Annotated in this window: 11 protein-coding genes; 4 read left to right on the forward strand and 7 right to left on the reverse strand. The window is 45.9% G+C overall.

The window, feature by feature from the left end:
* Nucleotides 1-48: 48 nt before the first annotated feature.
* The 7 genes from LZG74_RS06635 to LZG74_RS06665 all read right to left on the reverse strand — a co-directional run bounded on the left by LZG74_RS06635 (nucleotide 49) and on the right by LZG74_RS06665 (nucleotide 9547).
* Complete coding sequence (locus tag LZG74_RS06635; protein WP_233795789.1) at nucleotides 49-2043, reverse strand: NAD-dependent epimerase/dehydratase family protein; 1995 nt, start codon at nucleotides 2041-2043, stop codon at nucleotides 49-51.
* On the reverse strand, nucleotides 2036-2863 hold the full coding sequence (locus LZG74_RS06640) for a transketolase (RefSeq protein ID WP_233795790.1): 828 nt from the start codon (nucleotides 2861-2863) through the stop codon (nucleotides 2036-2038). The genes LZG74_RS06635 and LZG74_RS06640 overlap by 8 nt, the downstream gene beginning before the upstream one ends.
* 115 nt (nucleotides 2864-2978) lie before the next feature.
* On the reverse strand, nucleotides 2979-4847 hold the full coding sequence (locus LZG74_RS06645; protein ID WP_233795791.1) for a glycosyltransferase family 39 protein: 1869 nt from the start codon (nucleotides 4845-4847) through the stop codon (nucleotides 2979-2981).
* Between the two features lie 112 nt (nucleotides 4848-4959).
* Nucleotides 4960-7014 (reverse strand): OmpA family protein, encoded by a 2055-nt coding sequence (locus LZG74_RS06650; RefSeq protein ID WP_233795792.1) that lies wholly within the window; start codon nucleotides 7012-7014, stop codon nucleotides 4960-4962.
* On the reverse strand, nucleotides 7011-8294 hold the full coding sequence (locus tag LZG74_RS06655) for a DUF4038 domain-containing protein (protein ID WP_233795793.1): 1284 nt from the start codon (nucleotides 8292-8294) through the stop codon (nucleotides 7011-7013). Before LZG74_RS06655 ends, LZG74_RS06650 begins: the two co-directional genes overlap by 4 nt.
* A gap of 55 nt (nucleotides 8295-8349) precedes the next feature.
* Complete coding sequence (gene rpe, locus LZG74_RS06660) at nucleotides 8350-8997, reverse strand: ribulose-phosphate 3-epimerase (protein WP_233795794.1); 648 nt, start codon at nucleotides 8995-8997, stop codon at nucleotides 8350-8352.
* A 28-nt stretch (nucleotides 8998-9025) separates the two neighbouring features.
* A complete protein-coding gene (locus LZG74_RS06665; protein WP_233795795.1) occupies nucleotides 9026-9547 on the reverse strand; it encodes a Uma2 family endonuclease in 522 nt (173 codons plus the stop codon).
* A 197-nt stretch (nucleotides 9548-9744) separates the two neighbouring features.
* Between LZG74_RS06665 and ligA the strand changes: the two genes are divergently transcribed.
* The 4 genes from ligA to LZG74_RS06685 all read left to right on the forward strand — a co-directional run bounded on the left by ligA (nucleotide 9745) and on the right by LZG74_RS06685 (nucleotide 14640).
* On the forward strand, nucleotides 9745-11835 hold the full coding sequence (gene ligA, locus LZG74_RS06670; protein ID WP_233795796.1) for an NAD-dependent DNA ligase LigA: 2091 nt from the start codon (nucleotides 9745-9747) through the stop codon (nucleotides 11833-11835).
* A gap of 62 nt (nucleotides 11836-11897) precedes the next feature.
* Nucleotides 11898-12788 carry a 4-hydroxy-tetrahydrodipicolinate synthase gene (gene dapA / locus LZG74_RS06675; RefSeq protein WP_233795797.1) on the forward strand — a complete coding sequence of 297 codons (891 nt, stop codon included), beginning with the start codon at nucleotides 11898-11900 and terminating at the stop codon, nucleotides 12786-12788.
* Between the two features lie 7 nt (nucleotides 12789-12795).
* A complete protein-coding gene (locus LZG74_RS06680) occupies nucleotides 12796-13854 on the forward strand; it encodes an aminotransferase class V-fold PLP-dependent enzyme (protein WP_233795798.1) in 1059 nt (352 codons plus the stop codon).
* 72 nt (nucleotides 13855-13926) lie between these two features.
* Nucleotides 13927-14640, forward strand: a complete 714-nt coding sequence (locus LZG74_RS06685; RefSeq protein ID WP_233795799.1) for an NrtR DNA-binding winged helix domain-containing protein — start codon at nucleotides 13927-13929, stop codon at nucleotides 14638-14640.
* Nucleotides 14641-14671: the final 31 nt, after the last annotated feature.

Genomic DNA, 14671 nt, shown 5'->3' on the forward strand with positions numbered 1-14671 from the left:
ATTTATCCAATTTCATTTAAAAGTTGTTGAGCTTGCTTAAACATTACATTACTTCCTCAATTGCTTCACTAACGTCCGGATTTCGTCTGCGGTTTTGTATGATTTTGAGCCGCGGCGGATTCTGGTCCGGATGTATTTTGGTCGCTTTTTGGTTTCTTCAAAGATCTTGGCAATGTATTCTCCCAGGAATGAAATGCCGAGGATGGTTAACCCTCCGAAGAAAACGACTAACACAATAACGGTGCTGATGCCTTGCGGTGTGTCCCTGAAAAACACGAATTTCGCTAAGATTTGCCAGATAATCCCTAAAATCGAAAATCCGGTTAAGGCAAAACCTGCGTAACTCATCAATTCTAACGGCGCAAAGCTGAACGAGAAAATCGCTTTTTTCGCCCACCAGATGTTTTTTGTCCAGTTGTTGGTTGATACGCCAAACATTCTCTCAGGCCTTACATAAGGAACGCCCGTTTGCTTGAAACCAACCCAGGCGCGCAATCCACGCAGAAACTGCTCTGTTTCAGGCAGATCTACCAATTCCTTAACAACCTTGCGATCAATCATAGAAAAATCGCCGGCATCGCGGGGAATCGAAATATAACTGAGTCCCTGAAATACTTTATAAAACGATTTATAGAAAAAGTGAATGTGCGGTTTCATTTCTCTCTGAACCCGAACGCCATAAACGACATCGAATCCTTCCATCCATTTCTCGTAAAAAGCAGGGATAATTTCCGGCGGATCTTGTAAATCACCATCCATTAAAACCACGCAATCGCCCGTTGCGATCTCCATTCCACTCAAAAATGCAGATTGAGATCCGAAATTACGCGAGTGACTGATTCCAACAACATTAGGATCTTTATCACAAATCTGGCTAATCACTTCTTCCTGATTATCAGGCGAGTTGTCATTGACAAATATGATTTCATAGCGCACTTTCAGATCATTGAAAGTCTTCACAAGCCGCTCGTACATGAACGGGATAGCCTGCGCATCCTTATAACAAGCGATGATTGCCGTAATGATCGGGTTCAGTTTCGGATTTTCGAAAGCAGGAATGACACGGTCTTCGTATTTTATCTGCGCCTGCCAGTCACTGTATTTTGAAAGACCGGTTTCCAGCGAAGTCCGGGCTTTCCAGCCAAAGTCCGTTTCAAATGCACTCGGATCGCCGAACCATTCAGCAAGGTCCCACTTTCTGTTGGACATGCTGCCCCACTGCGGCTCCTGCGTAATGTTGAATGTTCGTCTGGATGTATCAACGAGGTCGCCCATCGTTGTTTTACGGCCCGTTGCAATGTTGTAGGACTTCCCGGAAGTCTCCTTGTTAATCTTTAATGCCGCGTCCAGAAAAGCTTCCACGCAGTCTTCTATGAAAACAAAATCACGGCTTATATCCGGAGATACGAGCGAAGGAAGTTGCTTTTTCCGGGCGTTTTCGATTAGTTTCGGGATCAGCCGGTCCGGCTCTTCCCAATATCCGTAAATGGAGTAAAGTCTGAGATTAAGCGTTTTCAGATTGAAAACTTTGGCATAATATTCTAATAAATAGGCCGCTGAAACCTTGGAAACCGCATAATGACTGTTTGGCTCAACGCGATCAGTCTCTTTTGGAGAAGTGCAGTTGAAGCCATATTCCGAACTGCTTCCTGCATGGATATAAACCATTTCGGTCGTACAGTTTTGCAGAATGTTTACGGTTCCTATGACATTGGTTTCATAGGTCAGGTTAACATTATTTTGCTTGCTGTAAGCGCCGTAGGCGGCCAGATTAAAAATCGTTTGCGGTTTATATTTTTCAAAAACCTCTTGAACAGAGTTATTGGAAAGGATATCGCAATGGACAATGTTTTCAAAAGGAACATTCAGCAATTTCAGCCTCCATGCTTTTGTTGCGTCGTGTGTGAGCGCATAACAGTCCTTTCGGATCTTAAAAATTTCGTTGAAAAGATTGGCTCCGATGAAGCCGCTTGCACCAAAAACAAAAACTGGCCCTTTTAAACTTTCTATTTTATCGCGGAAAACCGGCAATTGGTCAAGCATTCGTCAATTCATTAAAGTAGCGTTCCTTTACTTCCAGCGTGGCTTGCTCGTATTGGTCTTTGTTCATTGGTAAATAATGCCACTCTAATTTATTCTCCATGTAGGACACTCCCTTACCCTTCACAGTGTTTGCGATAATCGCCTTTGGCAGCCCGTTTTTGTGCGTTTTAAGTTCGTCAATAGCCAGACTTAGCGCATTAATGTCGTGACCGTCAACCTCTATCGTTTCAAAACCGATTGCATTCCATTTCTCAACGGAGGCTGTTTCTCCCAACACTTTATCCGTTGGACCAAAACCCTGCAAACCGTTTTTATCAACAATCATAAACAGGTTATCCAGCTGATTTTGGATCGCATAATGTGCTGCTTCCCAGGTTGTTCCTTCATTCGTCTCGCCATCTGAAAGCAACGCGAATGAATAAGTTTCTTCTCCACCCACTTTTGCTGCGTGAGCGATTCCGGTTGCAATGGGGAGGCCGTGACCTAGTGAGCCGGTTGCGAAAGGAATTCCTTTGTATTGCCTTGGGGCCGGATGGGCTGGGAGTGAGGTGCCGTCCAGGTAAAAAGTGTCCAGTTCTTCGTCGGTAATTTCGCCCGTAACATTCAGGCAGGCGTATAATGCGGCGGCGGCGTGTCCTTTGGATAAAATAAAGGTGTCTTCCTCCGATTTTTGCAGAAAAAGAACAGCGATCATCAGATCAATGCAGCTTAATGAGCAGCCGATATGACCGGCATTTGCTTTGTGGTAGAGACCCAGAATTTTAAGCCGAAGTTCTCCGCTTATCTGTCTTGGGTCATTCAATATCTCTTCTGCGGTCATGCCTGTGTATATGTCGATATTAAGAAAATCTCACTAAATAAAGGTCAAATCTTCGATTTTGAGAGTGCAATATACAAAATCTTATTTGTCGGCTTTTGATATCAGCCTACATTGCCTACTCCAATCCGTAACGCAGCCCTTTCAATTTCTTGATCACAACCGGTTCAGGATTTCCTGCTTTTTTAAGTAAAATATGTGTAGTCTGTGTCGTGTCCATCACCTGCACATATTGCGCGTCTTTGGGCAGATACAAATTCGTCACCTGCGCGTCCTGAACTGAATAAGAGAGGAATGTCCTGTCCATTTCTGATAAAATCGGATAGCGGGAAGCGGGATACAGGATCGTGTCGCCTTCCTGATACAATTCCTTGATTTTTTGCGCCGCCTCATAGTAAGGGTTAGGAGCCCGCGGTGTCGAAAAATAGCCGTATTTCACCGACCGGTCTGCATAGAATTCTCCAAGCCGTAACGAAACAAAATACAACTGACAAGCCAGGCCAACAAAGATCAATGCCCTGAATTCCAGCTTAATGGTGTTATAATATTGCAGCAAAAGACTCAGCAATATGATCGCATAGGGAAACGAAAAACCCGAATAACGCTGCATCAATCCATATGTATGGCCGTTTTTGAACGACATAATAATCAAAAAGATCGTTGGAAACAGCGCCATAATATAGATGATCCAAAGCCGTCTCCTATGTTGCTTATCAGCCTGGATATGCACATCGGGAATAAAGGAAAGTGCAAAAATACTGACCGAAAGAATGATGAATTGCAGCTTGTGATTTGAGTAAAATACCGCACCGGAAATGGCCAGAACGAAAGGAATAGCCGCTTTCAGTCCGTCGTGCATTTTAATGTGGTTTCTGAACCGATACCAAATGATCAGCAGCACGCCAATTGATATAGAAACAATCACGTTTTTTCTGCCGGCAAGGGCATCCGTCAGGCCGTTGGTAAAAATAATGAGGTCTGAAAAAAGTGGCAGCGCTTTGGTGAACACATTACCAATTGTGGCAGGTAAAATAATCCCGAAAGGATTGTCCATAGGCCGTGTTTCGGCCATTCTTTTGTAGAGCGCTGCCTGATAATTAAGCGTATGAAGCGTATACGTCCCGCCGCCATAAATCATCCACCAGGCCACACCAGACAAAGCCGCCACGGCCGAAACCGCCATTCTTATCCAACCTTTAACATTCCTTAGAAAAAGCAAAGCGTATAAAGCATGCCCTAAAAGGACCGCAATTGAAAGAAAATGGGATAGGATGCTTAATGCTGCGGTTATAATGTAGCCAATGTAAAGCCGGGTTGTTTTCCCCTTTGCAGGCTCTCTTTCAATGATTTGTAAAAAGAAATATGTAGCAAGCAGGGTAAGGAAGAACATTAAGGAGTAACTGCGGGCTTGCTGGCTGTAACCGATAAAAAACGGCTCAATAGCCACGATCGCAGCGGCAATCAGCCCTGTATTAACCCCAAAAAAACGCCTTCCGAACAAGTATACCACACCAATGATGAGCACGCTGAAAAGCACGGAAAGGGATCGCGCAGAGAAGTCCGAAAGGCCGAAAACCTCCATCCAATAATGCAGCAGCAGATAATAGAAAGGGCTGTTTCCAATATCGCTCCGGTTATTGGCTTCATAATAATCTTCTATTGTTTTGGATGCCCAAAACTCGGCGGGCGTAAATGCACGCGGAGCATAATTTTCGTTGTAAGTAAATGAGCGTAAGACTCTTGGCGGCCTGAGGCTGAATTCAGGCGTTTTCCAGAACTGCGAATCCGATAATGTTAGCTTAGAAAAAACTTCCTTTTGGTTGGCACCTTCCAACACAACACCCTGGCTGATCACCATTGTGCTTCTCTCATCGAAGAAAATACTGTAACGATCCAGATTGTGAAGCCTGAGCGCAGTTCCCGCAATTAAAATGACAGCGAAAATGAGCCAGGTTTTCAGAGTTTCGTTCGTACGGTTTGAAGACATTTAAGAAAGTTGATGTGCGCTATAATTTCTGTTTCGTTCTATTTTGCCCAAAAATTGGGAAACAGACCGAGTTGCCGCGAAATTAAGCAAAATTCCCTTTATAGGATATTTTTTAGATTTTAAGAATTGTAAACTCCACGCGCCGGTTCTTCTGGCGGGTCTGTTCAGTAAGGTTGCTGGCGATGGGTTTGGCTGGTCCCCAGGCCTTTGTCTGGATCCTTTTGCCGTCTACTCCTTTTGATAAAAGATATTTTTTGACCTGTTGCACACGGTCTTCCGCCAGCTTTACATTTTTTTGGACTTCGCCCTGATTGTCTGTATGTCCTTCCAGCAAAATTTCCATTGCCGGATAATTTGTCATAGCCGAAACAATCCTGTCCAGCTCCGGGTAGGACGACCGGATCACTTCGGCGCTGCTCTGCGCAAACATGGTGCTGCTAAGCCTGATCCGCTGCCCCGCTTTGATAGGTTGCAGATAAAGGTCTTTCCGGATGTTGCGTAATGTGGTGTCTTTGGATAAATCAATTTCCTCAGTAAAAGGGAAATAGCCGTTTTCAGATGCCGTAATGCGGTAAATTTCTTTCAGCGGCAAAATAAGCCGGTACTCGCCGGTTTCCGGGTCAAATGTTGCTTTTGTAAAAACATCATTGTTTTTCTTGATCTGTGCGATGAGGTCGGAACGCACAGCCTTGTTCGTTTCTGCTTCCAGGATGGTCCCGGAAATGATGGCCACCGGATCCGGGCGTGTCTCGGGAGTAAGCCTTACACGAAAAATATCTTCCTGCCCCGAAACCTTTTCGCTGGCACTGAAATAGGCATAATCACCCGTTGCAGGAACATTAAAATAAGCATCCCAAAGCGAAGTATTAATCACCGGGCCAAGGTTTTCAGGTTTGGACCAGTTGACCCAGCTGTCATCCAGCCGTCGGGTGAGGAACAAATCACCGGCTCCGTAGCCGCTGTGTCCGTGTGAGGAAAAATATAATGTTTTGTTGTCCAATGCTAAAAACGGAGTTCCTTCGTAATCGGCCGTATTGATCACATTTCCAAGATGCAGCGGCTCCGACCAGCTGTCGCTCGATTGCAGAAAGGAAACATACAAGTCCTTTTTTCCTTCCGTATCGCTGCGCTCAACCGAGATGATCATCACATTACCATAGGGCGAAACCGTGGTTTCCATGCTTTCGACCTGTTTGATCTTATTATTGCCCGTAATGCTTTCCCGCAGGTTGTTGATCTTGTATTCTTTGGGAAAAGTCCAGCCCGTCTTCGTCTGAAAACAGCGCGACAATCCTAACTCCATGGAGCCGTCCGGCCGGTAAACGTTGATAACATAAATGGTTTTGCCGTCTGCCGAAATGCTTGTTATAGCATTATCCGCAGCATTATTGATCGGCGGGCCCATATTCACCGCTGCGCCCCAGACATTTTTTTCATTTAGTTTGGAATACCAGATGTCCTGTGTTTCTGACGTGCCCACATTGCCCAGAAAATTGCCTCTCGTGAAATAAAGCGTCTTGCCATCGGGGGCAATAATAGGCGCAACTTCCTGGCCCTGACTGTTGATCGCCGCTCCCATGTTTTCACGTTTGGTTTTCAAAAGCGGCCCTTTTGCAATGTTAATGACAGCTTCAATGGGCGTCGTGTCATCAGAAATCCCTATTGCATCGATTTGATTCGCTCCCGAAACTTTCGAAGGTTGCATCACAATCTTGATCGCATTGGCCAGGATATTCTGTTGTTTTGGAAAGATCCTGAACATTCTGCCTTTAACATTGAGCTGTGATGCGGGTGTGTCGGAAATAAGAAACTCCTTCCCAGACTCATCATAGGCATACACCCGGGCAATGGCGCCCGGATTGAAATTTTCTGCGATAGCAACCTGTTTCAGGGAAATTGTTTTTTCAAAACCGACCTTAATCCACTCTTCATTGCGGCCATCGGGATCGGAGGGCATCCAGGCGCACGGACTATTCCCGAAATCGGGAAGCTTGTTAGGAATGCCGAGAATTTGTTTTGCGCGGAAGGCGTGCCCGTACTGCGCGGGCCGGTTTTCGGAAGAATAGCCCAGCACTTTATTAGCCCACAAAATCTGCTGACCGTATCCTTTATTTATAACAACTGCCGAAAGCAGCAGAAAAACGTTGAAGAGTAAGGTTTTATTCATTTTTTTGCTCCTATTAAGAGAATCCAATCCCAGCCCGGCTGTGAATCGGGTGGCTGAACAACCGCTTCCGGCGCAGCCCTAAACTCACCTCCAGACCATCTTTTCCCCGTGCGCGGACTATACCAGACGGCTCCAAAATCCGTCCCGTTGAGATAATTAAGGTTAAGCCGGACCGGACGCGATTCTGGTAAGTATAACATGGACATTTTCTTATTGGATAAAGAAACTATGCCTATGTCAGCCTTATCGGTTGAATCGGGAAGCAGTTCCGAGATGTTTTCGGGTTGCATATATTCCCAGGGAATGCCTTTCAGGATTTTGACGAGTTCATGAATGTATTCCGCGCCGTCTTTATCGATGTTAACTTTCCAGGTCGGGTTGAAATTTTTGATCGTGCTCATATGGCAAAAGCCCGCAGCAGCACTCATGATGGACTGGTAAGCCTGATTTCTGATCAAGACAGACTGGTCTGTTATTTCTTTTGGGAACTCCGAATTAGCGATTAAAAATGGCCTTAATGCAACTTCGGCTGAGTTTTTTTGCCAGTTGGCCAGCGCCGCATACTCAGCGGGCGTCACCGTAGAATCCGGAATAATGAATTTTAGGTCTGATCTGACTTTCGAGCTGTCGTTCACACTGGAAGGCGAGCAAGTGCTCAGCGACGCTATAATCTGACCTTCAGAAACGGAACGGATTCCGTCTGCAATAGCCTCGAACTGAGCGGCTGTCTGATATTCCTCCTCACTCACAATCCAGATCACATTGCTGTACTTGGCAAAATGCTTGCCGACATAGGCACCGTAATTTTTCCAAACCGTTGGATTTTGCGCGTCGAAAATCGCATTCCAGCTTTTGCGGGAAACCACAATGCCCACGACAAGGTTACGCTCTTTCGCTGCGGCAATAATCTTGTCAAAATAGTCGAAATAGGGCTTATTTGGTTTTGAAATATCGTTATCCTGAAATGGAAGGGTCTTATTAAAATTCCGCTGATTGGGAAGTGCGGGCAAAAGCTGAACCAGAAATGTATTGAATGACTGAGACTTGCGCGCATCCATGTAATGAATGGCATCGTTATAGCTCAGCTTACGCAGCATTTGCCAGGCCACATCAGCCACCATCAGGAACGGAACGCCATTATTATCGGTGATGTGGCGGCCATTCGGGCTGATTTTCAAAGGAAATTTAGCGACAGCCAGCTCCGGCCTTTTGGAGACATTAATAGCTGCCAGGCCGGACGCTGCCAAAATGCTGAAAATGAAGTATCTGAGCCACTTCATAGTCCTGGTCGGGAAAAATCTTTTAACATATCGGGGTGTTTCGGAACCTTGAAAATCAGCTGGTTTTCAGGTCGGCAATGGTTTTCAGCGGGTCTTCCGAACTGAAAACAAAGCTTCCTGCAACCAGAATGTTCACGCCTTCTTTTACAAGCAAAGGCGCATTGTCAAGATTAACGCCGCCATCCACCTCAATCTTGAATGTGTAGCCAAATTTTTCTTTCAAAGCCTGTAATCTGGCAATTTTCTGATACGTGTTTTGTATAAATTTCTGCCCGCCAAAACCCGGATTTACGGACATAATCAGCACCAGGGAAACATCGCCCAGGATCTCAGAAAGCACTTCCACTGGCGTGTGCGGGTTCAATGCAACGCCGGGCAACGCACCTACTTCCTTAATGCGCTGGATAGTCCGGTGTAAATGCGGACAGGCTTCGTAATGTACGGTCAGTATCGATGCGCCTGCTTTTGCAAATGCTTCCAGATAACGATCCGGCTGCTCTATCATTAAATGCACGTCCAATGGCTTTGTGGCATGCTTGTGAACGGCTTCACAAACGGGCATTCCAAAAGAAATATTCGGCACAAACATGCCGTCCATAATATCAACGTGTATATAATCTGCCTGGCTCACGTTCAGCATTTCTACGTCCCGTTGTAAATTCGCAAAGTCAGCAGCAAGTATCGAAGGGGCAATTTCCGCCATGAATTTTAAATCTTAGTTCAGGCCGAAATTAGAATATAATGTTCAACTTGAACGCCAAATCGTGAAATAATGGTGAGCTGACCACATCATTTTCGCCGTACGAAGCATAAAGTTCATAACGTCCATCAGTCAGGGTGTAAATTTCCAAAAACCGCTTCTCCGGTTTCAAAAGCCAATATTCCTGCACGCCATAGCGCTCATAAATTTCTTTCTTGACTACCGTATCCATTTTAATGGTGCTTTTTGATACGATTTCAACCACCATATCAGGAACACCTCTTATCCAATCCTGCGCGATGTCCTCATTTTCTTTCGAAATAAAAATGAGGTCCGGCTGCAAACGATTGTAGTCTTCTTCAAAAATGACGTCCATAGGGGCGTTCCAAATCTCGCCTAGATCATGGTCCTCTACATGATCTTCCAGAATCCGTTGCAATTTACGGGACGCCTTCTGATGCGGCTTTTTAGGGCTAGGAGACATGATTTCCTCCCCGTTTATGATCTGTGAGAGATCCCAGTCCTGCCAGATGATTGTTTCTGTGCTTTTCATGTGCATAGCGAGTTTTTAGGAAAATTAATGAATTTTTGAAATGATTCATACGAGTTTGTGTATCAAAGAAAGACAAGTGTTTGATTTGTTTTTCCATTGATACGCGGTTTCCTAAAAAAGTAACGGAGGGCTGCACTATTTGAAATCGGCGCGAACGCTTCTTAAATTTGGGCACTATCCGTTTTAGCCGCCTTACCATGAATCCAGAACAGCAAATCCAGGAGCTTGTAGACAAACTGCAGCATTTGAATTATCGATATTATCAGGACAATGTTTCTGAGGTCTCGGATTTTGAATTTGATCAACTGCTGAAACAGTTAAAAGATCTTGAAGATCAACATCCTGATTTGCGGCAGGAAGATTCTCCGACGCTCCGGGTAGGCGGCACGATCACGAAGAACTTTAACACGGTTTATCATCGCCACCCGATGTTGTCGCTTGACAACACGTATAATGAACAAGAGCTTCGGAATTTCGACGACCGCGTGAGACGTGGGCTGGATGGAGAGCCTTATGAATACATTTGTGAGCTGAAATTTGACGGTATTTCGCTCAGTTTTACCTACGAAAACGGCGTGCTTGTGCGTGGCGTTACGCGTGGCGATGGCACGCGCGGGGATGAAATCACCAACAACGTGAAAACCATTCGCTCCCTGCCATTAAGAGTTAAAGCTGAGAATGTTCCGCCTGTTTTTGAAATTCGCGGTGAAGGTTTTATGCCCATCACGTCCTTCCAAAAGCTGAATGAGGAGATGGATACATTGGGTGAAAATCAATATGCCAACCCTCGGAATGCGGCGTCGGGATCATTCAAGTTACAGGATTCTGCGGAAACCGCGCGGCGCGGACTGGATTGCTATCTCTATTCTTTTCTTACTGACACAGAATTTTTCAAAAGCCACGAAGAAAGCTTGCTGGGGCTGAAATCCTGGGGTTTTAATGTTTCGCCGGGCTGGAAAAAAGTACAGACCATTGATGAGGTGATAGAATTCATCCACGAATGGGAGGAAAAACGGCTGACACTTCCTTTGGCTACGGATGGAATTGTGGTGAAGATCAACTCTTTCGAACAGCAACGCGAGCTAGGTTTCACGGCTAAAAGTCCGCGCTGGGCCATTTCATTTAAATACAAAGCTGAAAACAAACCCGCCGTCCTGCGGATGGTGACTTACCAGGTCGGGCGGACGGGAGCGGTGACGCCGGTGGCGAACCTGTGCGACATTACCGAACGCGCATTGCCTTACAGCAAGGTGAAAGGCGTTCATCTTTCGGGGACGCGCGTGAAGCGGGCTACATTGCATAATGCTAATGAAGTGCTGCGGCTGGGACTGGAAATCGGGGACACGGTTTTTGTCGAAAAAAGTGGTGAAATCATTCCTAAAATCACAGGCGTAGATATTTCACAACGCGAAAAATTCTTGACTGAACCTTTAATTTTTCCCACACATTGCCCCGAATGCGGCTCCGAATTACAGCGCAATGAAGGCGAAGTCGCCTTTTTCTGTCCCAATGACAGCCATTGCCCGCCGCAGCTGAAAGGCCGGATCGAGCATTTCATTCACCGGAAGGCCATGAACATTGAAAGTCTTGGAGAGGGGAAAATAGAGCTGCTTTTTGATCTGGGATTGGTTCGGACGCCTGCTGATCTTTATGATCTGACTAATGAAACGCTTCTCGGCCTCGAAAAGAACATTCTTAATGAAGAAACGGGCAAGGTGAAGAAGATCAGCTTCCGCGAAAAAACGGTTGAGAACATTCTGAATGGCATTAATCTATCCAAAACAGTTCCTTTTAAAAATGTGCTTTTTGCATTGGGAATCAGGTTTGTGGGCGCGACGGTGGCCGAAAAACTGGCCGCTTATTTCAAATCCATGAATGCGTTGCGATTGGCCACTTACGACCAGCTCATTGCCGTCCCGGAAATTGGCGGAAGGATCGCGGAGAGCATTGCTTCCTATTTCAGCGTGCCCGAAAACCAGCAATTGGTGGCACGCTTGCAGGCTGCGGGCATCCAGATGGAAAGCGATGAAAAGCCTGTTGAACTCGAAAGCGACATGCTGGAAGGCAAAACCTTTGTGATATCCGGCGTTTTCGAAAATTTTGAAAGGGACGATCTCAAATTGAAAATCGAGGTCAATGGCGGCCGGGTCCTGAGCGGCGTTTCGGGTAAGCTCAATTACTTGCTTGCAGGCGCTAATATGGGGCCTGCCAAGCTCGAAAAGGCGCGCAAATTGGGCGTTACCATTCTCAGCGAGGAAGAATTTTTAGCGATGATCGAGAATAAGTGATGAAAAATGGCTCAGAAAGCTAACTTTGTGTTTTAAATTTCAACCAATTATATAAGTAAATAATGCCATTGGACCAACGTTTCAAAGGGGTAGGAGCGGCGCTGATTACACCTTTTGATGAGCAGAATGCAATTGATTACCCGGGTTTGAAAAGACTGATCGACCTGGTAACAGAAGGCGGATCGGATTACCTTGTGGTGCAGGGGACAACCGGCGAATCGCCTACGGTAAATTCCCGCGAAAAGCGTGAGATCCTGGCATTTACAATAAAAAATAACTCCAAATCGCTTCCTATTGTCTACGGATTGGGCGGCAACGATACGCAATCCGTGCTGGATTGCATTAAGGAAACGGATTTTACAGGCGTGGACGCCATTCTTTCGGTTTGTCCCTATTATAATAAACCCACGCAGGAAGGCATAATCGCCCATTTTACGGCCATAGCAGACGCCTCTCCTGTTCCTGTTCTGCTCTATAATGTTCCCGGTCGCACGGTGATCAATATGAAGCCGGATACGATCATTGCGCTGGCTGGGCATGCCAACATTATCGGCATTAAAGACGCCGGTGGTTCGATCGAGCAAAGTATGGAACTCGCTTCCCGCGTGCCGGATGATTTCCTGTTGCTTTCAGGTGATGATAATCTTGTAACGACCATGGTAAGCGTGGGCTGGCATGGTGTCATCTCGGTGATTGCCAACGCATTCCCGAAAGAATTTGGCGAACTGACCTGGCATGCATTGGAAGGCCGTTTCAAAGAAGCCGCCAAGTTGCAGCTTGCTTTTCTTGAATTCGACACCTTACTATACGTTGAATCCAATCCGGTGGGTATTAAAAAATGTCTGGAAATCAAAGGGATATGCAGCTCTGCGGTGCGTTTGCCGTTGCTGAAAGCTTCCCAGGCATTGGGTGAAAAGCTGGAAAAGGCAATGGTGCGCGAAGGCTTTATCTGATCTTAAAATGATAACCTTTTATCCGGGCCCTTCCAAAGTTTACGACGAGGTTGGCCGCTATTTGCAAGAAGCATTCGAGAGTGGCGTCATCAGTGCCAATCACAGAAGCACGGCTTTCATGCAAATGCTGGAAGACGCGATCCGTAACCTGAAAACCAAGCTGAATGTGCCCGATGACTACGAGGTTTATTTCGTTTCATCGGCAACAGAGTGCTGGGAAATCATCGCCGAAAATCTCATTTCGGATGCCAGCCTGCACATTTACAATGGTGCATTCGGTGAAAAATGGATGGAATACACCCAAAAGCTGACGGGTTCTGCACGATCTTGTTTTTTCGAAACCAACGAAGAGCCGGATTTAAATGCGGTAACAAAGCTTGCTGCGAATGAAATCATTTGTCTGACACACAACGAAACTTCCAACGGGACCGCGCTAACTTCGGAGTTCCTGAACACATTACGTGCTCAATGTGAAAACATTATCGCCATTGATGCCACTTCGTCGATGGCTGGCGTCGTGCTTCCCTGGGACAGTGCGGATGTTTGGTATGGGTCGGTTCAAAAGTGTTTTGGCCTGCCTGCTGGCATGGGCGTGATGATCGTCTCGCCGAAAGCCGTGGAACGTGCCATTGCCGTTGGCAACCGGTCGCATTACAACAGCCTGCTTTTTATCCGTGATAATTTCCTGAAATTCCAGACGCCTTACACGCCGAATACATTGGGTATATACCTGATGGGTAGGGTTATGAAGCAGGTTCTGCCTATTGAAACCGTCGCGGAGCAGACGCACAAACGCGCGCAGGATTGGTGTAAATTCTTGCCTGAAAACGGTTACCGGCTTTTAGTGGAAAACGAGGCTGTCCGTTCAGAAACGGTGGTTGCGGTTAAGGATTCGAAAGAACGCATTGTGGCGATCAAAAAGGCGGCATTGCAAGCCGGAATTGTGCTTGGGAATGGTTACGGGAAGGATAAGGAGGTTAGTTTTCGGATCGCGAATTTTCCGGCGATCACCGATAGCGAGATCCGGACATTAAAGGATTTTCTGCTTTCCTTCTCTTCAAAATAGCGAATGAGTAGTAATAGGGGCGATTTGCTTTATTAACTAAATATTAATTACTCACCCCCGCAGTATCAAGTTGTGCGATTAGATATATTAAAACAATATCAGGCCCAAACCAAGTGTCTGGTCGCTCTGGACTCCATTATTTTCGGTTTTGACGGCGAAGAATTAAAATTATTATTGGTCAAAAGAGGCATCGAGGACGAGCATCACACGTGGTCCTTAATGGGCGGCTGGGTGCAGCCCGACGAAAGCCTCGAAGGCGCATCGTCCCGCATTCTTTTTGAGCTTACCAACCTCACAGATATTTACTTAGAGCAGCTTCATACATTCGGAAGCCCGCAACGCGACCCGGTCGAAAGGACCGTTTCGGTGGCTTATTTCGCCTTGATCAATGTAGAGGATTACGATCATAAGCTTTCTAAAAACTTCGAAGCACAATGGTTCCCGATCCAGGAACTACCCAAATTGCTTTTTGACCACGGTTCCATGGTTGAAATGGCCATTCAGCATTTGCGTTACAAAGCTTCCCAGCATCCGATCGGTTTTGAGCTGCTTCCTGAAAAATTCACCATTCCACAATTGCAGAAACTCTATGAAGCAATTTTTGGAACAGAATTGGATAAGCGAAACTTCTCGCGCAAGCTGCTTTCTACCAATTTGTTAGTCAAGCTGGACGAGAAACAAAAGGGCTTCTCCAAAAAGGGTGCTTTCTTCTATAAAATTGACGAGGAAAAGTATAAAAAGCAGTTCAACACATTCCTCAATTTTCTTCCGGGAAGCGCTTCCTAAGGCCTAAATTTTGGTTCGAATAGCATTAAGG

Origin of the sequence: Dyadobacter sp. CY327, assembly GCF_021390415.1 — a bacterium.
In the GTDB taxonomy this organism is placed as follows: Bacteria; Bacteroidota; Bacteroidia; order Cytophagales; family Spirosomataceae; genus Dyadobacter; species Dyadobacter chenhuakuii.